General features: G+C 73.1%; 21 protein-coding genes. 9 read left to right on the top strand and 12 right to left on the bottom strand.

Annotation, left to right across the window (positions count from 1 at the left end):
• Positions 1 to 8: 8 nt before the first annotated feature.
• The 4 genes from ACWGH4_RS06140 to ACWGH4_RS06125 all read right to left on the bottom strand — a co-directional run bounded on the left by ACWGH4_RS06140 (position 9) and on the right by ACWGH4_RS06125 (position 4,197).
• Complete coding sequence (locus ACWGH4_RS06140) at positions 9 to 806, bottom strand: polysaccharide deacetylase family protein (RefSeq protein ID WP_453456202.1); 798 nt, start codon at positions 804 to 806, stop codon at positions 9 to 11.
• Position 807: 1 nt separating this feature from the next.
• The gene (locus ACWGH4_RS06135) at positions 808 to 2,115 is read right to left on the bottom strand and encodes a glycosyltransferase (RefSeq protein ID WP_453456246.1); all 1,308 of its coding nucleotides are present in this window, start codon (positions 2,113 to 2,115) and stop codon (positions 808 to 810) included.
• A 122-nt stretch (positions 2,116 to 2,237) separates the two neighbouring features.
• Complete coding sequence (locus tag ACWGH4_RS06130) at positions 2,238 to 3,317, bottom strand: GNAT family N-acetyltransferase (RefSeq protein ID WP_453456243.1); 1,080 nt, start codon at positions 3,315 to 3,317, stop codon at positions 2,238 to 2,240.
• A 190-nt stretch (positions 3,318 to 3,507) separates the two neighbouring features.
• Positions 3,508 to 4,197: an aspartate/glutamate racemase family protein gene (locus tag ACWGH4_RS06125; RefSeq protein ID WP_453456199.1), complete on the bottom strand. Its 690-nt coding sequence runs from the start codon at positions 4,195 to 4,197 to the stop codon at positions 3,508 to 3,510.
• A 124-nt stretch (positions 4,198 to 4,321) separates the two neighbouring features.
• Here ACWGH4_RS06125 and ACWGH4_RS06120 point away from each other — a divergent pair, with 124 nt between their 5' ends.
• On the top strand, positions 4,322 to 5,203 hold the full coding sequence (locus ACWGH4_RS06120) for an NmrA family NAD(P)-binding protein (protein WP_453456196.1): 882 nt from the start codon (positions 4,322 to 4,324) through the stop codon (positions 5,201 to 5,203).
• Positions 5,204 to 5,357: 154 nt separating this feature from the next.
• Here the strand turns inward: ACWGH4_RS06120 and hutI are convergent, their stop codons facing one another.
• The 4 genes from hutI to hutU form a co-directional block, all read right to left on the bottom strand.
• Positions 5,358 to 6,605 carry an imidazolonepropionase gene (hutI, locus tag ACWGH4_RS06115; protein ID WP_441267023.1) on the bottom strand — a complete coding sequence of 416 codons (1,248 nt, stop codon included), beginning with the start codon at positions 6,603 to 6,605 and terminating at the stop codon, positions 5,358 to 5,360.
• Between the two features lie 17 nt (positions 6,606 to 6,622).
• Complete coding sequence (locus ACWGH4_RS06110) at positions 6,623 to 7,960, bottom strand: formimidoylglutamate deiminase (RefSeq protein WP_453456192.1); 1,338 nt, start codon at positions 7,958 to 7,960, stop codon at positions 6,623 to 6,625.
• On the bottom strand, positions 7,951 to 9,141 hold the full coding sequence (locus tag ACWGH4_RS06105) for an allantoate amidohydrolase (protein ID WP_453456240.1): 1,191 nt from the start codon (positions 9,139 to 9,141) through the stop codon (positions 7,951 to 7,953). The genes ACWGH4_RS06110 and ACWGH4_RS06105 overlap by 10 nt, the downstream gene beginning before the upstream one ends.
• 113 nt (positions 9,142 to 9,254) lie before the next feature.
• Entirely contained in the window at positions 9,255 to 10,913 is a 1,659-nt protein-coding gene (gene hutU, locus ACWGH4_RS06100) for a urocanate hydratase (protein ID WP_441267021.1), read from the bottom strand.
• A gap of 109 nt (positions 10,914 to 11,022) precedes the next feature.
• On the opposite strand from hutU, the gene ACWGH4_RS06095 reads away from it, so the two are divergent.
• From ACWGH4_RS06095 to ACWGH4_RS06070, 6 genes are all read left to right on the top strand, one after another.
• Positions 11,023 to 12,342: a diaminopimelate decarboxylase gene (locus ACWGH4_RS06095; protein ID WP_453456188.1), complete on the top strand. Its 1,320-nt coding sequence runs from the start codon at positions 11,023 to 11,025 to the stop codon at positions 12,340 to 12,342.
• 46 nt (positions 12,343 to 12,388) lie between these two features.
• A complete protein-coding gene (locus ACWGH4_RS06090; protein ID WP_441267019.1) occupies positions 12,389 to 12,853 on the top strand; it encodes an SRPBCC family protein in 465 nt (154 codons plus the stop codon).
• A gap of 257 nt (positions 12,854 to 13,110) precedes the next feature.
• Positions 13,111 to 13,512: a hypothetical protein gene (locus tag ACWGH4_RS06085; RefSeq protein ID WP_441267018.1), complete on the top strand. Its 402-nt coding sequence runs from the start codon at positions 13,111 to 13,113 to the stop codon at positions 13,510 to 13,512.
• The gene (locus ACWGH4_RS06080) at positions 13,509 to 14,282 is read left to right on the top strand and encodes a transcriptional regulator (protein ID WP_441267017.1); all 774 of its coding nucleotides are present in this window, start codon (positions 13,509 to 13,511) and stop codon (positions 14,280 to 14,282) included. The genes ACWGH4_RS06085 and ACWGH4_RS06080 overlap by 4 nt, the downstream gene beginning before the upstream one ends.
• Positions 14,283 to 14,361: 79 nt before the next feature.
• A complete protein-coding gene (locus ACWGH4_RS06075) occupies positions 14,362 to 14,748 on the top strand; it encodes a roadblock/LC7 domain-containing protein (protein WP_159691316.1) in 387 nt (128 codons plus the stop codon).
• Positions 14,749 to 14,859: 111 nt separating this feature from the next.
• Positions 14,860 to 15,231: a hypothetical protein gene (locus ACWGH4_RS06070; protein WP_189469306.1), complete on the top strand. Its 372-nt coding sequence runs from the start codon at positions 14,860 to 14,862 to the stop codon at positions 15,229 to 15,231.
• An 8-nt stretch (positions 15,232 to 15,239) separates the two neighbouring features.
• Here ACWGH4_RS06070 and ACWGH4_RS06065 read toward each other — a convergent pair whose 3' ends face one another.
• From ACWGH4_RS06065 to ACWGH4_RS06055, 3 genes are all read right to left on the bottom strand, one after another.
• The gene (locus tag ACWGH4_RS06065) at positions 15,240 to 15,803 is read right to left on the bottom strand and encodes a hypothetical protein (protein WP_453456182.1); all 564 of its coding nucleotides are present in this window, start codon (positions 15,801 to 15,803) and stop codon (positions 15,240 to 15,242) included.
• Positions 15,804 to 15,904: 101 nt separating this feature from the next.
• A complete protein-coding gene (locus tag ACWGH4_RS06060) occupies positions 15,905 to 16,741 on the bottom strand; it encodes a MurR/RpiR family transcriptional regulator (protein WP_441267015.1) in 837 nt (278 codons plus the stop codon).
• A gap of 103 nt (positions 16,742 to 16,844) precedes the next feature.
• Positions 16,845 to 17,249 (bottom strand): VOC family protein, encoded by a 405-nt coding sequence (locus ACWGH4_RS06055; RefSeq protein WP_159691304.1) that lies wholly within the window; start codon positions 17,247 to 17,249, stop codon positions 16,845 to 16,847.
• A 149-nt stretch (positions 17,250 to 17,398) separates the two neighbouring features.
• Here ACWGH4_RS06055 and ACWGH4_RS06050 point away from each other — a divergent pair, with 149 nt between their 5' ends.
• Positions 17,399 to 17,815, top strand: a complete 417-nt coding sequence (locus ACWGH4_RS06050; protein ID WP_453456177.1) for a hypothetical protein — start codon at positions 17,399 to 17,401, stop codon at positions 17,813 to 17,815.
• Between the two features lie 355 nt (positions 17,816 to 18,170).
• Here the strand turns inward: ACWGH4_RS06050 and ACWGH4_RS06045 are convergent, their stop codons facing one another.
• The gene (locus ACWGH4_RS06045) at positions 18,171 to 19,556 is read right to left on the bottom strand and encodes a cystathionine beta-synthase (protein WP_453456174.1); all 1,386 of its coding nucleotides are present in this window, start codon (positions 19,554 to 19,556) and stop codon (positions 18,171 to 18,173) included.
• 167 nt (positions 19,557 to 19,723) lie between these two features.
• Between ACWGH4_RS06045 and ACWGH4_RS06040 the strand changes: the two genes are divergently transcribed.
• Positions 19,724 to 20,235: GDSL-type esterase/lipase family protein (locus ACWGH4_RS06040; protein ID WP_453456171.1), on the top strand; the 512-nt coding region annotated here is incomplete at its 3' end.

The raw sequence follows: 20,235 nt of genomic DNA, 5'->3' as shown, positions 1-20,235 counted from the left end.
CTCCCGGGTCAGCCCGCGAACTGCCTTCCCCGCACCACCGCACGGGCACGCCGGTACAGCCGCCAGCCCACCGTCGGCAGCCCGTCGGGGAACGGCGCGACGGGCACACCGCCCCCGGCGTCCATCCACGCCTCGACGTCCGCCACCGTGTGGGTGCGGCGCACGATGAGGCGGGCGATGCGGTACGCCTCGTCGGCCGGTGAGCTGAGCGCGTGCCGCACCGCGGCGGCCGACGTGTAGCCCGCCGCGGCCGCCGCCCTGCGGACGGCACGGCTGTTGTAGCCGTGCGGATAGGCCAGTTGCCTCACCTCATGGCCGAGCACGTCCTCCAACTCCGCCTTCGCCTCGCGCAGTTCCCGGTCCAGTTCGGCGGGCGGCAGGGTGTCGAGCTGCGGATGGGTGACGGTGTGCGCGCCCACTTCCATGCCGTACTGCTCCAGCAGCGGCGCCCGGGACAGGGTCATCATCGGCGCCGGCGGCAGCAGGCTGGTCCGGCCGGGCGTGAGCGCCCCGGTGGTGAGATACGCGGTGGCCGGCATGCAGCGGCCGGCGAGCGCTTCCGCGGTCGGCCCGGGCAGATCGGCGAAACCGTCGTCGAAGGTGAGGACGACGGGCCGTGGGGGCAGCGGGCCGCCGCCGGTGAGCGCGTCCACGAGCGTGCCTACGGTCACCGGGGTGCGGCCGCTCGCCGCGACGGCGTCGAGATGCGCCCCGAACTGCGCCGGAGTGACGGTGAATTCGGCGATCCAGGCGGGCGGATCGTCCATGACGGCGTGGTAGAGCAGCACCGGGATCGCGTCCGGCATGTCAGCGCCTCCCCGCCGCGACGTCGGGCAGGTCGACGCCGCGCAGCCGCAGCCGTGCCCTCACGTATCCGAGCGGGCCGGTGAGCATCCCGCGGCGTTCCAGCCGGGACAGATGGCGCGGCCACGGATGCTCCCTGGCCCCGTGCGTGCCCGGCGCCCCGCCCGTACCGGCCTCCCGGGAGGCGGTGATCGCACGGGCGTGGGCGAGGCCGGCCGGCAGCCCGCGCAGCAGGGCGGGCAGCAGCGCCGGGCGGCGGACCAGCAGGGCGGTCAGGGCGGCGGTCAGCCCGGCGCCGTACCCGTACGCCTGCCGGGTCAGGTCCCGCCACGTCTCACGGTGGTGGTGCCACACCAGCGCCTGCGGCGTGTAGCGCAGCCGGTGCCCCGCGGCGAGGACGGAGACGAACGCGTACAGGTCGTCGCCGCCGCGGGCGGGCGTGCCCGTGCCGGTGGCCGGGTCGAAACCGCCCAGCCCGCGCAGCACGGCGGCCCGGAAGGCCATGTTGGCGCCGGACCCGAAGCTGCCCGCGGTGAACGGGAACAGCGGCTGGTCGGCCGGAGGGCGCAGCGGGTCGTACGTACGCGGGGTGAACCCTTTGGCGAAGCCGCCGTGGCTCTCCAGGAGGATCTGCGCCGGAGTGCCCAGCCGGGCGGGCAGGATCAGTCCGGTCGTGCAGCCGATCCGCGGGTCGTCGGCGAAGGGCGCGGTGAGCGACGTGAGCCAGTGCGGGTCCGCGACCACGTCGTCGTCCGTGAACGCGAGCACCGCGCCGTCGGCGACGGCGACGCCCCTGTTGTGGGCCACGGCGAGGCCCGGCACGGGTTCGCTGACGTACCGGACGCGTACGGTCCGCAGGCCGCCGTACTTGTTCTCGACGAGATCGCGGGTGGCGGTCGTGACGGGGGCGTTGTCCACGACGACGATCTCGTACTCCGGGTGGTCCTGGGCGAGCAGCGAGTCGAGGGCGCGGGCGAGCCGTCCGGCGCCCTCGCGGGTGGCGACGACGACGCTGGTACGCGGCAGATCGCCGTGCGGCGGCGCTGGCGCAGGCTCCCGGCCGGCGAGCCGCGCCCGGGCGGCCACGGCGACCGCGTCGACGGCCCTGCGCCCGCTCGGAACGCGGCACACCACGGTGGCGACGGGCCGCCCGCGCAGCCGGACCAGTGCGAAGACGTCGTCCGCCGCAGCGGTCGCGGGCTCCGCCCGGAACGGGCTGCCCGGCAGTCCGCCGGCCTCTCCCGGCGGAGCCGGACGGAAGGCGAGGACCGGCCCGTCGGGGCCTTCGAGGTCCAGTTCCACCACCCGCATCGGCGCAGGCGGCCGCGGCAGGCCGGGCGGGGCGGGCCGTAGTGATCTGCTCAGCATGCGTGTCCCCCTGGTGTGCGTACGGTGCGCTGCCGGGCCGATGCCCCTGCGGACCGCGTCCGGCGTCAGCGGGTCCCCCGCAGCCGGCCCACCCGGTTCAGCGTCCGTCTGGCCTGCGCGGCGAGCCGCGGATGGTCGCGGACGAACCCATGGGCCCTGCGCACCGGTTCGCGGCCGAGCCAGTACAGCGCGGCCCCCGGCCCCGGCCGCAGGGTCGCGCCCTCGTGGACCCGCAGCTCGCCGGTCTTGAGGGCGTCCTTGTACTCGGCGGCCCCACGGCCGAGGTCCAGCAGCGCGACGCCCTCGCGGGCCGCCGCCTCCGCCATCCTCAGATGCAGGATCAGGCCGGGTGAGAACTTGGCGAACTCGGGCTCGTACGCCGGGAACCAGCAGGCCAGCACGGTGCGCGAACGCAGCCCGAAGTGCGCGGCGACCGGCCGGTCACCGGCATACAGCACGGAGAGCGTCCCTCGGCAGCCGGCCGCCCTCGACTCGTGCAGCTGCCGCACCAGGGTGCTGATCCACCGCTGCGAGAAGCGGTCCCTGCGGCCGGTCCTGCGGTACTGGGCGGATTTCCACGACATCAGCGTCCGCAGCGCGCCCGGGTCCCGCTCGTCCAGGACGAACCGCACGCCGCCGGCCTGCCGGCCGAGCCTGCGCTCCTTCGCGAGCGTGGTCCGCAGGAACTTGGGCGACCGCTCCCTGAGCCGCTCCTCGTAGGCGGCGTATCCCGCGGCGACGTCGATGACGGGCGAGCCGAACGCACCGGCCGCGTCCGGCTCGAACAGTTTCTGGCCCGCCTCGAGGTTGTCGAACTCCCAGGCCGCCAGCGAACACGCCCGCAGCAGTTCACGCGGGTCGAGGCCCAGACCGGGCCGCAGGACCGCACCCTGGCAGTCGGATACCCCGAGACCGATGGCCCGCCCCCGCCCCAACGGCCCCCGCTCGTAAGGGAAGAAACCGGCCGGTTCCCCGCCCTCCCAGAGCACGGCCACTCTTGCCGGGGCCCGCACCCGGCCGACCGCGAGGGTGAACTCGGGCTCCATGAACGGGTTCGCGGGTGCTTCCGCACCCGCGCGCATCTCCCGCCACGCCTCCGTCTGACTCGCGCCCAGCTCCCCCGGCGTCACGACCCTGATTCGCACATCGCTCAACTCGACCCCCCGGCCTTGCTCTTGAGCTTTCAACAAGCTCGCCCCCAGGAGAGCGACGGTACCGGCCGAAATACCGACACGGTAGGGAGCGTCACGCTTCTTCTGACGCGTGCCGGTTCGCCCGCGCGCCCCCGCGATCGGCCGCCCGGACCGGGCCGGTCCTCCTGGCGCCCGTCCGGGCTCAGGCCAGCGCGGCCTCGACGGCCGCCCGCGCGTGCAGTGTCGTCGTCGGGAACACCGGCACAGGGCTGTCGCCGGGCCCGATCAGCAGCTCGATCTCGGTGCAGCCGAGGACGACGCCCTCCGCTCCGGCACCGACCAGCTCGCCGATCACGTCCTGGTAGCGGGCGCGGGACTCGTCCCGCACGACGCCGAGGCACAACTCGTCGTAGATCACCCGGTGGACCAGCGCACGCCCCTCCGCATCCGGGGTGAGGACCTCGAGCCCGTGCCCGGCGAGGCGTTCGCGGTAGAAGTCCTGTTCCATCGTGAAGGCGGTGCCCAGCAGGCCGACGCGGGTGAGACCACGGGCCTTGACGGCGTCCGCGGTGGCGTCCGCCAGGTGCAGCAGCGGCACCCGGACCGCTGCCTCGACCTGGCCGGCGACCTTGTGCATGGTGTTGGTGCAGATCAGCAGCAGTTCGGCACCGGCGGCCTCGAGACCTCGGGCGGCCGCCGCGAGGATCTCGCCGGCACGCTCCCACTCACCGGCCGTCTGGAGCTGCTCGATCTCCGCGAAGTCGACGGAGTGGAGCACGCATCGCGCCGAATGGAGCCCGCCGAGCCGGTCGCGCACGAACTCGTTGAGAAGCCGGTAGTACTCCGCGCTGGATTCCCAGCTCATGCCGCCGATCAGCCCGATGGTTCGCATCCGCCCACTGTCGCATGTCGCGCGCCACCGGGCCGCCGGCGCCCGCGAGACTGGTGCACACACCGGCCGGACCGCGCGTCCCGGCGGAAGAGGACCGCGCATCCCAGCAGAAGAGGACACCGTCATGCTCCCAGTCATCGCAGTCACCGGAGCGAGCGGCCGCGTCGGCGGCCGGGTGGCGCGCCGGCTCTCCGGTGCGGACGCCGCGACGCGGCTGATCGGCCGCGATCCCACCCGGTTGCCCGAACTGCCGGGCGCGACGGTCGCCCGCCCCGCCTCCTACGGCGACGGCGAGGCGATGCGGCGCGCCCTCGACGGGGCGCAGACGCTGTTCATGGTCTCCGCGCACGAGGCCCCGGACCGGGTGAAGGAGCACTGCACGGCCGTGGACGCGGCGGTCGCCGCGGGCGTCGAGCGGATCGTGTACGTGTCGTTCGTCGGCGCGGCGCCGGACGCGACGTTCACCTTCGCCCGCGACCACTGGCACACCGAGCAGTACATCCGCTCCTGCGGGGTGCGCCACACCTTCCTGCGGGACAACTTCTATCTGGCCGCGTTCCCTTCGATGACCGGCGAGGACGGGGTGCTGCGCGGCCCTGGCGGCCAGGGCCGGGTGGCCGCCGTCGCCCACGACGACATCGCCGACGCGGCGGCGGCCGTGCTGCTGGACGGGAGCCGCACGCACGACCGGGTCGTGTACGACCTCACCGGCCCCGACGCGTTCACACTCGCCGAGGCCGCGCGGACGCTGAGCGAGGTCACCGGCCGCACCGTCAGCTACCACCTCGAGTCCCGCGACGAGGCGTACGCCTCCAGGGCCGGGTACGGCGCGGAGGACTGGGAGGTGACGGGCTGGGTCAGCTCGTACGAGGCGATCGCGAGGGGCGAGATGGCCACCGTCTCCGACGCGGTGCCCCGGCTGACGGGTCACCCCGCACAGGGGCTGCGCGACTACCTGGCGGCGCACCCGGGCAGCTGGCGGCACCTGCTGCCCGGGAAACCCTGAGGGGCCGGGCCCGTCCGGTTCAGAATCGGCGGGGCGGTCCGTGTCGTGGCCGCGGACCGGGACGCCGCAGGAGCGGCCGGAGCAGCGGAGCTGAGCCGGCCGGCCCCGGCCGTACCGGCGCACGCCTCGCGCGGGCCGGCCCGGTGGCGGCGGCCTACGCGGCGCGACGGCCGGCCCGCCACACCTCGCTCACCAGCGGAACACCCGGCCGGTACGCCAGGTGCACATGGCTGGGCGCGTCCAGCAGTACGAGATCGGCGCGGGCGCCGACGCCGAGGCGGCCCACGTCCGTGCGGCGCAGGGCCGCCGCCCCGCCGGCGGTCGCCGACCAGAGCGCCTCGTCGGGCGTCATCCCCATGTCGCGTACGGCGAGCGCGACGCAGAACGCCATCGACGAGGTGAACGACGAGCCCGGGTTGCAGTCCGTCGACAGCGCGACCGTCGCGCCGGCGTCGATGAGCCGACGGGCGTCCGGCCACTCGGCGCGGGTCGAGAACTCGGCGCCCGGCAGCAGCGTCGCGACCGTCGCGCTGTTGGCGAGCGCGTCCACGTCCGCGTCGGTGAGGTGGGTGCAGTGGTCGGCGGACGCGGCGTCCAGCTCGACGGCGAGCTGCACGCCGGGACCGTAGGTGAGCTGGTTGGCGTGCACGCGGGGAGTCAGCCCCCGCGCCTTGCCCGCGGTGAGGACGGCCCGCGCCTGGTCCGCGTCGAACGCGCCCTTCTCGCAGAAGACGTCCACCCAGCGGGCGTACGGCGCGCAGGCGTCGAGCATCTCGCCGGTCACCAGGGCGACGTAGGCCGCCGGGTCGTCGGCGTAGTCCGGGGACACGATGTGCGCTCCGAGGTAGGTGACCTCGTCGGTGTGCGCGGCGGCGATCCGCAGGGCACGCGCCTCGTCCTCGACGGTGAGCCCGTAACCGGACTTGGTCTCCATGACGGTGGTCCCTTGCCGGAGGGCCTCCGCGAGATAGCGGGCGACGTTGGCGTCCAGCTGGGCGTCGCTCGCGGCGCGGGTCGCGGCGACGGTGGTCCGGATGCCGCCCGCGGCGTACGCCTGCCCGGACATCCGGGCGTTGAACTCGGCGGTGCGGTCACCGGCGAAGACGAGGTGCGAGTGCGAGTCGACGAAGCCGGGGACGACCGCCCGGCCGCCGGCGTCGAGCCGGTTGTCAGTGGCGGGTGCTTTGCTCTTCTCACCGATCCAGGCGATGCGGTCGCCGTCGATGACGACGGCCGCGTCCCGGATCAGTCCGAGGGGGGATCCGTCACCGAGGGAGGGGTCGTTGGTGACCAGGCTGGCGATGTTGGTGATGACGGTGGCCGTCGCCGCGACGGCGCTGTTCGTCGTCGCGGGGCCGGGCGTCGCCGGGGCGTTGTTCGTCGTCTCGTGGCCGCTGTTCATGGTGCGGGGTGCCTCCTTCAGCCGTGCAGTGCGGCGATCGCGTCCGTCAGAGCTCGTGCAGCGTCGGGAACCGCGGCATGGACCCCGTCCCGTACGACATGGCGGCCACCCACGACCGTATGGCGCACGTCCGCTGCCGACCCGGCGAATACCGCTGTCTCAGCTGCCAGACGCGGTGGCGGCCCCGCTGTCCTGACGGTGTCCAGGGCGACGGTCGTGAAGTCCGCGAGCGCGCCCGGCTCGAGGCGGCCCGCCTCGTGCCAGCCCAGTGCGGCGTGTCCGTCGGCGGTGGCGGCCCGCAGCAGCGCCGCGGCCGTCCAGTGGCCCCTGGTGCGCGAGCGCAGGCGCTCGTTCAGCTCCATGGCACGGGCCTCCTCGAACAGGTCGATCACGGCGTGGCTGTCGCTGCCGAGGGACAGGGGCGAGCCGGCCGCCTGAAGGGCGGGGGCGGGGCCGATGCCGTCCGCGAGGTCGCGTTCCGTCGTCGGGCACATGCAGGTGCCCGTCGTCGTGCCGCCGAGCAGCGCGATGTCGTCGTCGGTGAGGTGGGTGTTGTGCACGCCCGTGGTGCGGGCGCCGAGCACGCCGTGGTCGGCCAGCAGCCGGGTGGGGGTGCGGCCGTGCGCGGCGAGGCAGGCGTCGTTCTCAGCCGTCTGCTCGGAGAGGTGGACGTGCAGGGGCGCGTTGCGGGCGGCGGCCCAGGACGCGACCGTCGGCAGCTGCTCGGCGGGCACGGCCCGTACGGAGTGGATCGCGGCGCCGATCCGTACGTGTCCGCCGTCCTTCAGCGAATCGGCCCGCTGGGCCCACGCGTCCGCCGTGCCGTCGGAGAAGCGCAACTGGTGGCTGGTGGGTGGTTCTCCGAAACCGGCGGACAGGTAGGCGGTGTCGAGCAGGGTGATCCGGATTCCGGCCTCGCCGGCAGCCGCGATCAGCGCCTCGCCCATCGCGTTGGGATCGGCGTACGGCACGCCGCCCGGCGCGTGGTGCAGATAGTGGAACTCACCGACCGCGGTGATGCCGGCCAGCGCCATCTCGGCGTAGACCGCGCGGGCCAGCGTGAAGTACGAGTCGGGGGTCAGGCGGACGGCCACGTCGTACATCACCTCCCGCCAGGTCCAGAAGGTCCCGGAGCCGACCTGCACCGTGCCGCGCAGCGCGCGGTGGAAGGCGTGCGAGTGGGCGTTCGCGAGGCCGGGAAGCGTGAAGCCGCGCAGCACCTCCGCCCCCGGCGGCGGTGTCTCGACCCCCTGCCGTACGGCGGTGATCCGGCCGTCCGTCACGTCGAGGGCCACGCCCGGCTCGGCGTGCGCGCCGAGCCAGGCGTGTTCCAGCCAGTACGTGGTCACCTGCACGCCAGGCCCTCCAGTACGTCGGCGAGTGCGAGAACCCCGGCCACGCAGTCGTCCTCGTCCGCCGACTCGGCCGGGGAGTGCGAGACACCGGTGGGGTTGCGTACGAACAGCATCGCGGTCGGGACGGACGTGGAGAGGATTCCCGCGTCGTGTCCCGCGCCCGTGCCGAGCACGGGGACGGCGCCCCCGAGGATCTTGTTCAGCTCGTCGCGCAGAGCGTGCTCGAACTCGATCACCGGCGTGAACGACTCCTGTACGACCGAGAGGTCCACGCCGTCGCGCTCGGCGCGTTCCCGCGCCGCCTGCTCGACGGCGGCGACGACCGTGTCGAGGGTGGCCTGGTCGGGCGCCCGGGAGTCCAGCCAGCCGCGCACCAGCGACGGGATGGCGTTCACGCCGTTCGGCTCGACGGAGATCTTTCCGAACGTGGCCACCGCGCCCGCGAGTTCCGCCTCCCGTCGCGCGGCGAGAACGGTCTGCGCGTACGTCAGCATCGGGTCGCGCCGGTCGGCGAGCCGGGTGGTGCCGGCGTGGTTGGCCTCACCGGCGAAGTCGAACCGCCAGCGCCCGTGCGGCCAGATGGCGGACGCGATGCCGACGGCGTCACCGGACAGGTCCAGGGCACGGCCCTGCTCGACGTGCAGTTCCACGAACGCGCCGATCCGGGCGAGGCGTTCGGGGTCGGGACCGATGGCTGCCGGGTCGTACCCCGCCGCCTCCATGGCCTGCGGAAGGCTGATGCCGTCAGCGTCACGGAGTTCGTACGCCTTCTCCCGTGTCAGCTGCCCGGCACTCAGCCGGGACCCGACACAGGCGAGCCCGAACCGGGCGCCCTCCTCGTCACCGAAGTTGGTGACGGCGAGGGGCCGGGTGAACTCCGCTCCCCTGCGGCGGAGTTCGTCGAGGGCGGCGAAGGAGGTCACGACGCCGAGAGGGCCGTCGAAGGCTCCGCCGTCCGGTACGGAGTCGAGGTGCGAGCCGGTGACCACGGCGTCGCCCTGGGCGGGGTCGCCGAGCCAGGCCCACTGGTTGCCGTTGCGGTCGGTCTCGTAGGCGAGGCCACGTGACTCGGCCTGCGCCCTGAACCACGACCGGCAGTCGGCGTCGGCGGCGGTCCAGGCGTACCTGCGGTACCCGCCGGTGGACGCGTCGCGGCCGATGGGGCGCAGGTCGCGCCACATCTCGTGGAACGACCCCGCCGCGGAGCCGGTGCCGGACCCGGCGGCCGCGCCTGTGCCTGACACTGTGCCGGTCCCGGCGGCGGAACCGGCCGAGCCGGGGCGGCCCTCGCTCGTCACGAGTCCTCCCGCATCGGCACGCGGACGCCCTTGGCGTCGGCGACCGACTCGGCGCTCTCGTAGCCCGCGTCCACGTGGCGGATCACGCCCATCCCCGGGTCGTTGGTGAGGACGCGGCGGATCTTCTCGCCCGCCAGCTTCGTGCCGTCCGCCACCGACACCTGGCCGGCGTGGATGGAACGGCCCATGCCGACACCGCCTCCGTGGTGGAGGGAGACCCACGACGCGCCCGACGCGACGTTCACCATCGCGTTCAGCAGAGGCCAGTCCGCGATCGCGTCGGAACCGTCGAGCATCGCCTCGGTCTCGCGGTACGGGGAGGCGACGGAGCCGCAGTCGAGGTGGTCCCGGCCGATCGCCAGCGGGGCGGCCAGCTCACCGCTCGCGACCATGTCGTTGAACCGCTCGCCCGCCCGGTCGCGCTCGCCGTAGCCGAGCCAGCAGATGCGCGCCGGCAGTCCCTGGAAGTGGACCCGCTCGCCGGCCATCTTGATCCAGCGGTGCAGGGACTCGTTCTCCGGGAAGAGGTCGAGGATCGCCTTGTCGGTCTTGGCGATGTCGGACGCCTCGCCCGAGAGCGCCGCCCAGCGGAACGGTCCCTTGCCCTCGCAGAACAGCGGCCGGATGTACGCGGGCACGAAGCCCGGGAAGGCGAACGCCCGGTCGTAGCCGGCGAGCTGGGCCTCGCCCCTGATCGAGTTGCCGTAGTCGAAGACCTCGGCGCCCGCGTCCATGAAGCCGACCATGGCCTCGACATGGGTGGCCATCGACTCCCGGGCACGGGTGGTGAAGCCGGCCGGGTCCTTCGCCGCGTACGAGGCCATGTCGTCGAAGTCGACGCCGACGGGCAGGTAGGACAGCGGGTCGTGGGCGGAGGTCTGGTCGGTGACGATGTCGATCGGCGCGCCCTCCGCGAGCATCCGCGGCAGCAGGTCGGCAGCGTTGCCGAGGAGGCCGATGGACAGCGGGCGGCGGGCGTCCCGGGCCTCGACGGCGAGCTGGAGGGCGTGCTCCAGGGAGTCGGCCCTGACGTCCAGGTAGCGGTGCTCGATGCGCCGCTCGATGGCGCGCGGGTCGCAGTCGATGCAGATCGCGACGCCGTCGTTCATGGTGACGGCGAGCGGCTGGGCGCCGCCCATGCCGCCGAGGCCGGCGGTGAGGGTGATCGTGCCCGCGAGCGTGCCGTTGAACTTCTTGGCCGCGACGGCGGCGAACGTCTCGTAGGTGCCCTGGAGGATGCCCTGGGTGCCGATGTAGATCCAGGAGCCGGCGGTCATCTGGCCGTACATGGTCAGGCCCAGCTGCTCGAGGCGCCGGAACTCCTCCCAGTTCGCCCAGTCGCCGACCAGGTTGGAGTTGGCGATGAGCACGCGCGGCGCCCACTCGTGGGTCTGCATGACGCCGACCGGACGGCCGGACTGGACGAGCATCGTCTCGTCCTGCTTGAGCGTTCGCAGCGTGCGGACCATCGCGTCGAAGGAGCGCCAGTCCCGCGCGGCCTTCCCCGTGCCGCCGTAGACGACGAGCTTGTCGGGATGCTCGGCGACCTCCGGGTCGAGGTTGTTCTGCAGCATCCGCAGCGCGGCTTCCTGCTGCCATCCCAGGGCGCTCAGTTCGCTGCCGCGCGGTGCCCGTACGGGGCGGGGTCCTGACATGGCGGTGCCTCCTCGCGAAGATGTGTGGATTTTCTATTCACATACTTACTTCCTGAATAGATGTAGTCAACAGCTGCGGCGCGAACCGCCGGGTGATTGGCTGGCGCACATGACTGTCGACCGCCGGGACCGGGCCGTACGAGCGGCCGTGGAACAGGGACTTCTCTCCGAGGACCAGCCCGTGACCGCCCTGATCGACGTGGCGGGTATCCGCTCGTCGGTGGCGGCGCTGCGGGCCGCTTTCGCCGCCGTCACCGACGCGCCGGTGCTGCACGCCTTCGCCGTGAAGGCCGCCCCGCTGGTGCCGGTGCTCGCGCTGCTGCACGCCGAGGGCATGGGCGCGGAGGTCGCGAGCCCCGGAGAGCTGGCACTGGCGCGGGCCGCCGGACTGCCGTCCGGCTCGATCGTGCTGGACTCCCCTGCCAAGACGGTCGCCGAGCTGCGGGAGGCCCTCGCCCTGGGCATCGCCGTCAACGCCGACAACTGGCAGGAACTGGCCCGCATCGACGAGCTCGTCGCCGCCGGGCCCACCGCCTCGCCGCTGGGCCTGCGGGTGAACGCACAGGTCGGCGGCGGCTCCATCGGCGCCCTGTCGACGGCGACACCGACGTCCAAGTTCGGTGTGACCCTCCGCGACGAGGGTTCACGGGAGCGGCTCGTCCGCGCGTGTCTCGAGCGGCCCTGGCTGACCCGGCTGCACACCCACTCCGGCTCCCAGGGCATGGCCCTGACCCGGATGACGGAGGGCGTCCTCGCAGCGTACGAGCTCGCGGAGGAGATCAACGCGGCGGCAGGCCGGCGGCAGATCGACACCATCGACATCGGCGGCGGTCTGCCGGTCAACTTCGCGTCCGAGGAGCACACCCCCGCCTTCGCCGACTACACCGCGCTGCTGCGGGAGCGCGTCCCGGGGCTGCTCGACGGCCGGTACGGCCTGGTCACCGAGTTCGGCCGCTCCCTGCTCGCCAAGCACGGCACCGTCCTCGCCCGGGTCGAGTACGCCAAGACCGCCGGTTCGCGGCCGATCGCCGTCACCCACGCGGGCGTCCAGGTCGCCACCCGTACCGTCTACGACCCGTTGTCCTGGCCGCTGCGGATCACCGCGTACGACGCGAAGGGGCGGCCGAAGACGGGACCCGGTGTCGAGCAGGACATCGCGGGGCCGGCGTGCTTCGCCGGTGACCTGCTCGCCGAGGAGCGGGCCCTGCCGCTGCTGGAGCCGGGCGACGTGATCGCCGCCCTGGACACGGGCGCCTACTACTTCTCCAGCCACTACGGCTACAACAGCCTGCCCAGGACCGCCGTGCACGGCTTCACCGCCGGAGCGGACGGCGAGGTGCGGTTCACCACCGTGCGGGCGGCCCAGAGCGTCGAATCCATCGTCGCGGAGGCCGGCGGGGCGGAGCGGGACGCACTGCTCGGCCGATGACCGTGCAGCGGGGGCGGCTGTCGTACCCCGGTGGTTCCATGGATCCATGGCTACCAGCAGCGTCGTCGTCGAGCGTCTGATCCTCGCACCGCCCGGTCCCGTGTGGCAGGCCCTGACCGACATCCGGGGCTGGGAGCGCACGCTCAGCGGCGTGGAGCGGATCGAGGTGCTGAGCGAGGGCGACTTCGGCGTGGGCACCCGGTGGCGGGAGACCCGGCGGATGCTGGGCAAGGAGGCCACGGAGGAGATGTACGTGACGGCCAGCGAGCCGCCCGAGCGCTATGTGGTGGAGGCCGATTCCCAAGGCACCCACTACGTCTCCGAGTTCCACCTGCTCACCGCGGGCCCGGAGGCGACGACCGTCCGGCTGACGTTCCGCGCCGAGCCGCCCGGCGGCTTCATGGGACTGCTCGCCAAGGTCTTCGGCAAGCTCGGCGCCAGGGCCGTCCGCAAGGCGATCGTGAGGGATCTGGACGACGTCGCCGCCGCGGTGGAGCACCGCACCCGCTGACGGGCGGCACCCTCCGCCCGCCGATCCCCCCGTCCCGACGTTCCACCGGCCTCACCGTCATGACGGCCTGCGCCGGTACCGGCCGCCGAAGCGCCGATCGGTGATTGGCGACGGACGGGGAGAGAGCGGACCTTATCGGGCGCGCGCATGTTCCGCTGGAAAATGCCAGAAGTCCCCCCAACGGGTGGCACGTTGCGTAACCTCTCCGTCACTGCCGTGTTCATGCGCGGCACACCGAGGCGGGGAGGGGAGTCCGCGTGCCCGGAATCGACGAATGTCTGCTGCAAGCCATGGTGGTGCCCGGGGCCCGGGGGGCCGCGATCGTGGACTGGACCAGCGGTCTCGCCCTCGGCAGCATCGGGGAGACCCCCGGCGGCGACCACGAGGCGACCGCGGCGGAGACCGCCGAACTTGCCAGGATGGCCGCCGAGTACCCGACCTTCGCGCCCGAGGAGGAAGCGGCACCGGACGGCGCGAAGGGCTTACCCGTCGAGGACCTCATCGTCACCACACGCACCGGGTACCACGTGGTGCGCTTCGTGGAGACCACGTTCGACAGCAGTGTGTTCCTGCACATCTGGCTCGACCGGGAGACCGGGAACCTGGCGCTCGCCCGGCTGCGCCTCGCGGACCTCGCAGAGCGGCTGGTCCTCGGATGACCGCAGCGCCCACGGCCGTCTCCCCCATGCTCCTCAGGCTGGCGGAGGAGCGGGCCACCGGCGTCCTCGTCCGTGACCACGGCGCCCTCTACCTCGCGGACGGGCAGGTCGTGCACGCGGAGAGCCCTGCCGCGCCCGGCGTCGAGGTGCTGCTGACCGCCGGCGGCCGGCTGGCCCCCGAGGGCTGGCAGGAGGCCGTGGCGAAGGCGGGCGCCCGCCGCGAGGTGGCCCGCTTCCTCGTCGAGAGCGGCCAGGTCGCCGGCGGAGAGATGGAGATCTGCCACCTCGGCGCCCTCCACGACGCGGCGTTCTTCGCCCTGGCGCCCGGCAGCGGGCCGACCCGCTTCCGCTACGGCGTCGCCCACTGGATCGGCGCCGTACGTCCCGTACCGGCCGTGGCGGTCGCCCGGGAGGCACGCCGGCGGCGCGGACTCCTCGACTCCGTGTGGCCGCACTCCGAGGTGGACACCGCGCCCCTGCGGTGCCGCCCGCCCGACCACGGGGCGACGGCCACCCCCCGGCAGCGGGCACTGCTGGAGCTCGCGGACGGTGTGCGCACGCCGTCGGCGATCGCCCGGGCGGTCGGGCGGCCCGCGTTCAACACCCTGCTCGAAGTACGGCGGATGGCCGCCGCGGGGCTCGTCGAGACACCGTCGGACCCCGCCGCACCCGATCCGGCCCCACTGCCCGCCTGGGTCGCCGATTTCGCCGTCGACCCGGACATCGCCCTGCTACGCCGGCTCCGCGACGCTCTGGAGGCAAGCCTGTGACACACCGCACGACCCACCGGGCCCTGCGCACACCGTCATGAGGCGCGCCCTGAGGCTGCGCGCCGAGAGGAGACAGCTCATGACGGCCGAGACCGAGGTGCTCGGTGAACTCAAGAGGCTGCGCGCCCGCGTGCCGCAGCTGACCGGCGGGCTCGCCGCGAGCGTCGACGGCCTGGTGCTGGCTGCGGACACGGAGGAGGCGGAGAGCGTCGCCGCGCTCACCGCCGCCGCGCTCGGTGTCGCGCTGCGGCTCACCGAGGCCACCGGGCAGGGCGGCTTCAAGGAGCTGCTCGTCCGGGGCGAGGCGGGCTACGTCGCCACCTACGCGGCCGGCTCGTCGGCCGTGCTCACCGTCCTGGCCGAGCCACGCATCAACGTGGGCCGGCTCCATCTCGAGGCCCGTCGTGCCGGCGCCCGTATCGGGGCGCTGGTGGACGCCGCCCTCGAACGACCGGAGAACGCCTGACACATGGCCGCCACTCCCGAAGAACCAGTACCCGCACGAGCCCCTCGCACCACCCGATCCACCCGCACCACCGCGAGAACAACCAACCGACGGAAGGAAAGTGCGCCTGCCATGGCCAACACCGAAACAGCGCTGAAGGAAGCCATCACCATCGAGGGCGCCATCGGCGCCGCACTCGTCGACTACACCAGCGGCATGGCGCTGGGCACCATCGGCGGCGGCAAGGAATTCGACCTCACCGTGGCCGCTGCCGGAAACACGGACGTGGTCCGTTCCAAGGTGCGCACGATGGAGCACCTCGGGCTCAAGGACGAGATCGAGGACATCCTCATCACCCTCGGCACGCAGTACCACCTGATCCGCCTGATGAAGGGCCGTGGCTCCAACGGTCTCTTCCTCTACTTGGCGCTGGACAAGGATCGCGCGAACCTGGCGATGGCCCGCCACCAGTTGAAGAAGATCGAGGCCGAACTGGACGTCTGAGCCGTCCCTCAGCGCCGGCGCCGCGCCCCTCCGGGCGCGGCGTCGCCGGCGGCGATGCCGGTGGTACGGAAGCCCTCGGTCTGCTTGCCGACCGGTCCCTTGGCCAACCGGTCCGTGGGCAGCCACAGCAGCGTCTCCGTCGCGCGTTCACGCCGGCCCAGCCACACGGCCTTGAGCCACAGGCCGGTTCCCGCACCGGCGAGCACCGCACCGCCCGCGGCAGGCAGCACGAGCGAACTCGCCACGGCGGCCAGGAAGGCGAGAAGCAGCCACCAGCGCCGCGGCCGCCGCACCACCCGCAGCGTCACCCGGCGGTCCTGAAGGACGTCGTGCCGGCCGGCACGGGTCGCGCTGTCCGCGAGACGCGTGTACCGGTGGCGGCGTACGAGAGCGACCACGGCGGCGGTGACCAGGAACAGCGCCGCCCCGGCCAGGACCCCGATGCGACGCCCGGTGAGTCCGGGAAGCAACAGCCCGGTCCCGGCGGCCAGGACCCCCAGCCACCACAGGGGCGCCGCCCCGGCTCTCACGACCACCGCCACCCGCGCCAGCGACTGCGTCCCGCGCCCCACGTCCGTGCTCCCTCCGGCAGATCCGATCCGTGGGCGCGGAGGTTAGCGGCCGTACATGAGTACCGTCTGAGAAACAGGGGCGGAATTCGGTCCGGTACGGCTCATTCCGCGAACAGGCCGCGTTCCGCCGCCTGCACGTCGAAGTCCTCCAGGCGCGCCTGCGCGTCCGGCAGACCGTCGCACATGGCCTCCAGAAGGACCCTCCCCAGCAGCATCGGCGCGCACGCGGTGTCGAAGGCCAGTCCGGTGCCGACGGCGGCCGGGATCAGCAGGTCGCTGTGGGCGGCGACCGGGGCGAACGCCGAGTCGGCGACCGTCACCACCGTCAGACCGGCGGAGCGGGCGTACGCCAGTGCCTCCACGACCTCCTTGGGGTGGCGCGGCAGGGCGAAGCAGAGCAGCGCGCTCGCGCCCGCCCGCCGCGCCGCGTCGACGCGGTCGAGGAGCATCGAACCGCCCTCGTCGAGGAGCCGTACGTCCGGGTGCACCTTGGCGGCGAAGTAGGCGAAGCCTCTGGCCTGCGACGACGCGGCGCGCAGGCCCAGCACCGGCAGCGGCCGTGACGCCGCCAGCAGCCGGCCGGCCCGCTCCACGGGCGCCGGCTCCGCGAGCATGGCGGCCAGGTGCTGCAGGTTCTCGATCTCGGCCCGCACGGCCTGCTGGTACTCGTTGTACGCGTCGCCGGTGTCGGGTGTCTCCGGCGGGACGACCTCACGCAGATGCCTTCTCAGCGCGGGATAACCGTCGAAACCGAGTGCGACGGCGAAGCGGGTGACGGACGGCTGGCTGACGCCGGCCAGCTCCGCGAGCTCCACGCTGGACAGGAACGGCACGTCCGCGGCACGACGGACCATGCAGTGTGCGATGCGGCGCTGGGTGGGGGTGAGCCGGTGCCCCTCGAACAGCTGCTGCAGTCGTGCGGCAGGGCTGTCGCTCATGCCATCCCCCTCGTCCGGCCCGCTCGCCGGTCGTCCTATTCACTCACCATGAACTCTGCATGACGATATGCAGACCGGGCAAGGCGAGGTGCACGGAAGCCGTTCAGGACGCGGCCCGCGGCTCCATGAACTCCAGCCTGTTGCCGACGTTGTCATGGGCGTAGAAGCGGTCGTGGCCGGGGAATTCGCCGTCCCACGTCACCTCGTGTCCGCACTCCTCCAGCCGCTCCGCGAGGGCGCGCAGCGAACGGACGAGAATGCCGGGGTGCGCCTTGCGGGCGGGTGCGAAGTCCTGCTCGACACCGAGGTGGACCTCGAGACCGCCGCCGCGGAACCAGCAGCCGCCGCGGGCAGCCAGCACCGGGGGCTTCTCCAGCTCGGTCATGCCCAGCACGTCGCCCCAGAACCTGCGGCAGAGGTCCTCCGACCCCGGCGGGACGGCCAGCTGGACGTGGTGCAGGCCGCCGAGGACGTACTCGGCGGTCGGTGCGGTGCTCTCTGTGCTCATGGTCGCCCCCCTGCGAACGGGCCTGCGTCCGACGGCAGTCCGACCTCACATGCTGTCACAGCGCGACGGCCCGTTCCCGTTGTCCCCGGGGTGAAGAGGGGGGATAGCCCCAATGACCCGGCGGCCCGCCCGGCCGTAGCTTCGGTCCCATGGAAGCCCGCGACCCTGAGCTCAAGAAGGAGCTCGACGCCACCCTCCACGCCCGGCGCGAACTGGGCGAGGAGTACGACTCCGCGCTCGTCGAATCCTTCCTGGAGAAGGTCGAGGAGCGGCTCGACACCACGGTCGACCGCCGTGTCAGGCGCCAGCTGGCCGAGCAGCGGACGACCGCCGCCCGCAGCCCGGGCCGGCAGCGGTCCGCGGACAACTTCGGGGAGCGCTTCGGCTTCGGCATCATCACGATGGTCCTGGCCATCCCGCTCTCCGCGATCGGCGTCGCCAACGCGGACCTGCCCGGTCTGGTCGTCACCTGGCTCGGCATCGTCGGGGTGAACGTGGCCCACGCCGCCCACGGGTTGCCGTGGCAGCGCAGGTCGCGGAGCACCGGTTCCGCCTGGGAGGACTGAGCGGCCGTCACCGCCGCTCGCGCCCTGTGCGCGGGCCGGCCGGCGCACAGGGCGCGAAGACTGTGCGCGGGGACCGCCGCACCCCCTGCCCGAGGGCCGGGGGGCGGGACGACGGCGGTCCCCGCGAAGGACACGGGCCGGGTCAGGACCGGTCCCCGTGTCCGGGGCGTCCTGGGAGTCCGGGAGCCGCTCCGGAAGTCCTGTGACGCCGCCAGTGGTGCCGGCCGGGGTACCTGCCCGGTCTCCCTGCCGACATCCACCAATGTGCCGTACGCGTGTTAAGCGGGTGCTGCGCGTACGTGACGCGCTCGTACCGATTGCGCGACAGACGTCCTCAAACTGCTCGTCCGGCGGGTTACTTGGCGCCCTTGGCGAGGAACGCCAGCAGGTCCTGACGGCTCACCACGCCGGTGGGCTTGCCCTCGACCAGCACGATCGCCGCGTCCGCCGTCCCGAGCACCGACATCAGGTCGCCGACCGGTTCGCCGGAGCCGACCTGCGGCAGCGGTGCGGACATGTGCTTCTCCAGCGGGTCGCCGAGCGACGCGCGCTGGGTGAAGAGGGCGTCCAGCAGCTCCCGCTCGACCACCGAGCCGATGACCTCCGCGGCCATCACGTCCGGGTGGCCGGCGCCCGGCTTGACGATCGGCATCTGGGAGACGCCGTACTCGCGCAGCACCTCGATGGCCTGGCCGACGGTCTCTTCCGGGTGCATGTGCACCAGGCTGGGGATGCCGCCGTGCTCCTTGTCGCGCAGCACGTCGCCGACGTTCGCGACGCCCTCGCCCTCCAGGAAGCCGTAGTCGGCCATCCACTCGTCGTTGAAGATCTTGCTCAGGTAGCCGCGGCCGCTGTCCGGCAGCAGGACGACGACGATGTCGTCGGGGCCGAGGCGCTCCGCGACGCGCAGCGCGGCGACGACCGCCATGCCGCAGGACCCGCCCACCAGGAGGCCCTCCTCCTTGGCGAGCCGCCGCGTCATCTGGAAGGAGTCCTTGTCGGACACGGCGACGATCTCGTCGGTCACGGTCCGGTCGTACGCGGAGGGCCAGAAGTCCTCGCCGACGCCCTCGACGAGATAAGGACGGCCGGAGCCGCCGGAGTAGACGGAACCCTCGGGGTCCGCGCCGACGATTTTGACCTTGCCGTCGCTGACCTCCTTCAGGTACCGACCGGTGCCGGAGATCGTGCCGCCGGTGCCGACGCCCGCGACGAAGTGCGTGATCCGCCCGTCCGTCTGGTCCCACAGCTCGGGCCCGGTGGTCTCGTAGTGGGAGCGCGGGTTGTTGGGGTTGGAGTACTGGTCCGGCTTCCAGGCGCCCGGCGTCTCGCGCACCAGCCGGTCGGAGACGTTGTAGTACGAGTCCGGGTGCTCCGGGTCGACGGCCGTGGGGCAGACGACGACCTCGGCACCGTAGGCGCGCAGCACGTTGATCTTGTCCGTGGACACCTTGTCCGGGCAGACGAAGATGCACTTGTAGCCCTTCTGCTGGGCCACGATGGCAAGTCCGACGCCGGTGTTGCCGCTGGTCGGCTCGACGATGGTGCCGCCGGGCCGGAGCGCGCCGCTCTCCTCGGCCGCCTCGATCATCCGCAGGGCGATCCGGTCCTTCACCGACCCGCCGGGGTTGAAGTACTCGACCTTGGCCAGGACCGTCGCCGAAATGCCTGCGGTCACGCTGTTCAGCTTCACCAGCGGGGTGTCGCCGACCAGGCTGATCATCGAATTGTGGATACGCACAATGTTCTCCGGGGTCTCCGTGATGGTTCGCCCAGCGTAAGCGGGCGGCCGCGGGATTGGGCGACGGTCGCTACGGGGCAGTTAGCTCTTGGAAGGCGACGAAGCCTGCGAGGGCCGCAGCACACGAGGCTGCGGCCCCGGTGGGTTGCGAGGAGGTGGCACGGACTGTGTCGAGAGCGAGGGTGGCGCGGCGCATCGCGGCCGGCGCGGCATACGGCGGGGGCAGCATCGGGCTGCTCGGGGCGGCGGCGGTGGGCCTGGTGCTGGCCGAGGTCCAGCTGGCCAAACGCACGGTCGGCGGGGGCCGGGCACCCATCCCTCCGCGCGGCGACGGTCTCTACGGGCTGGCCTTCGGCCGGGAGAACCCGCTGCATCTCTGCGTCCTCGGTGACTCGACCGCGGCCGGCCAGGGTGTGCGCAGGGCCGGCCAGACTCCGGGGGCGCTGCTGGCCTCCGGACTGGCAGCGGTGGCGGAGCGGCCGGTGGAGGTCCGCAACATCGCACTGCCCGGGGCGCGGTCCGACGACCTCGAGCGGCAGGTCACGCAACTGCTCGCGGACCGGTCGAGGACCCCGGACGTGTGCGTGATCATGATCGGCGCCAACGACGTCACCCACCGGATGCCGCCGACGGAGTCCGTGCGCTACCTGGCCGCCGCCGTCCGCAGACTGCGGACGGC

Source organism: Streptomyces sp. NPDC054847, assembly GCF_053610925.1.
This window is presented reverse-complemented; position numbering and strand designations above follow the sequence as displayed.

What these genes read in the sequence shown, in the direction of transcription:
- ACWGH4_RS06140 (WP_453456202.1), bottom strand. Translation starts at nt 806, where the DNA reads ATGCCGGACGCGATCCCGGTGCTGCTCTACCACGCCGTCATGGACGAT.
- ACWGH4_RS06135 (WP_453456246.1), bottom strand. Translation starts at nt 2,115, where the DNA reads ATGCGGGTGGTGGAACTGGACCTCGAAGGCCCCGACGGGCCGGTCCTC.
- ACWGH4_RS06125 (WP_453456199.1), bottom strand. Translation starts at nt 4,197, where the DNA reads ATGCGAACCATCGGGCTGATCGGCGGCATGAGCTGGGAATCCAGCGCG.
- ACWGH4_RS06120 (WP_453456196.1), top strand. Translation starts at nt 4,322, where the DNA reads ATGCTCCCAGTCATCGCAGTCACCGGAGCGAGCGGCCGCGTCGGCGGC.
- hutI (WP_441267023.1), bottom strand. Translation starts at nt 6,605, where the DNA reads ATGAACAGCGGCCACGAGACGACGAACAACGCCCCGGCGACGCCCGGC.
- ACWGH4_RS06105 (WP_453456240.1), bottom strand. Translation starts at nt 9,141, where the DNA reads ATGTGGCGCGACCTGCGCCCCATCGGCCGCGACGCGTCCACCGGCGGG.
- hutU (WP_441267021.1), bottom strand. Translation starts at nt 10,913, where the DNA reads ATGTCAGGACCCCGCCCCGTACGGGCACCGCGCGGCAGCGAACTGAGC.
- ACWGH4_RS06095 (WP_453456188.1), top strand. Translation starts at nt 11,023, where the DNA reads ATGACTGTCGACCGCCGGGACCGGGCCGTACGAGCGGCCGTGGAACAG.
- ACWGH4_RS06090 (WP_441267019.1), top strand. Translation starts at nt 12,389, where the DNA reads ATGGCTACCAGCAGCGTCGTCGTCGAGCGTCTGATCCTCGCACCGCCC.
- ACWGH4_RS06080 (WP_441267017.1), top strand. Translation starts at nt 13,509, where the DNA reads ATGACCGCAGCGCCCACGGCCGTCTCCCCCATGCTCCTCAGGCTGGCG.
- ACWGH4_RS06075 (WP_159691316.1), top strand. Translation starts at nt 14,362, where the DNA reads ATGACGGCCGAGACCGAGGTGCTCGGTGAACTCAAGAGGCTGCGCGCC.
- ACWGH4_RS06070 (WP_189469306.1), top strand. Translation starts at nt 14,860, where the DNA reads ATGGCCAACACCGAAACAGCGCTGAAGGAAGCCATCACCATCGAGGGC.
- ACWGH4_RS06060 (WP_441267015.1), bottom strand. Translation starts at nt 16,741, where the DNA reads ATGAGCGACAGCCCTGCCGCACGACTGCAGCAGCTGTTCGAGGGGCAC.
- ACWGH4_RS06055 (WP_159691304.1), bottom strand. Translation starts at nt 17,249, where the DNA reads ATGAGCACAGAGAGCACCGCACCGACCGCCGAGTACGTCCTCGGCGGC.
- ACWGH4_RS06050 (WP_453456177.1), top strand. Translation starts at nt 17,399, where the DNA reads ATGGAAGCCCGCGACCCTGAGCTCAAGAAGGAGCTCGACGCCACCCTC.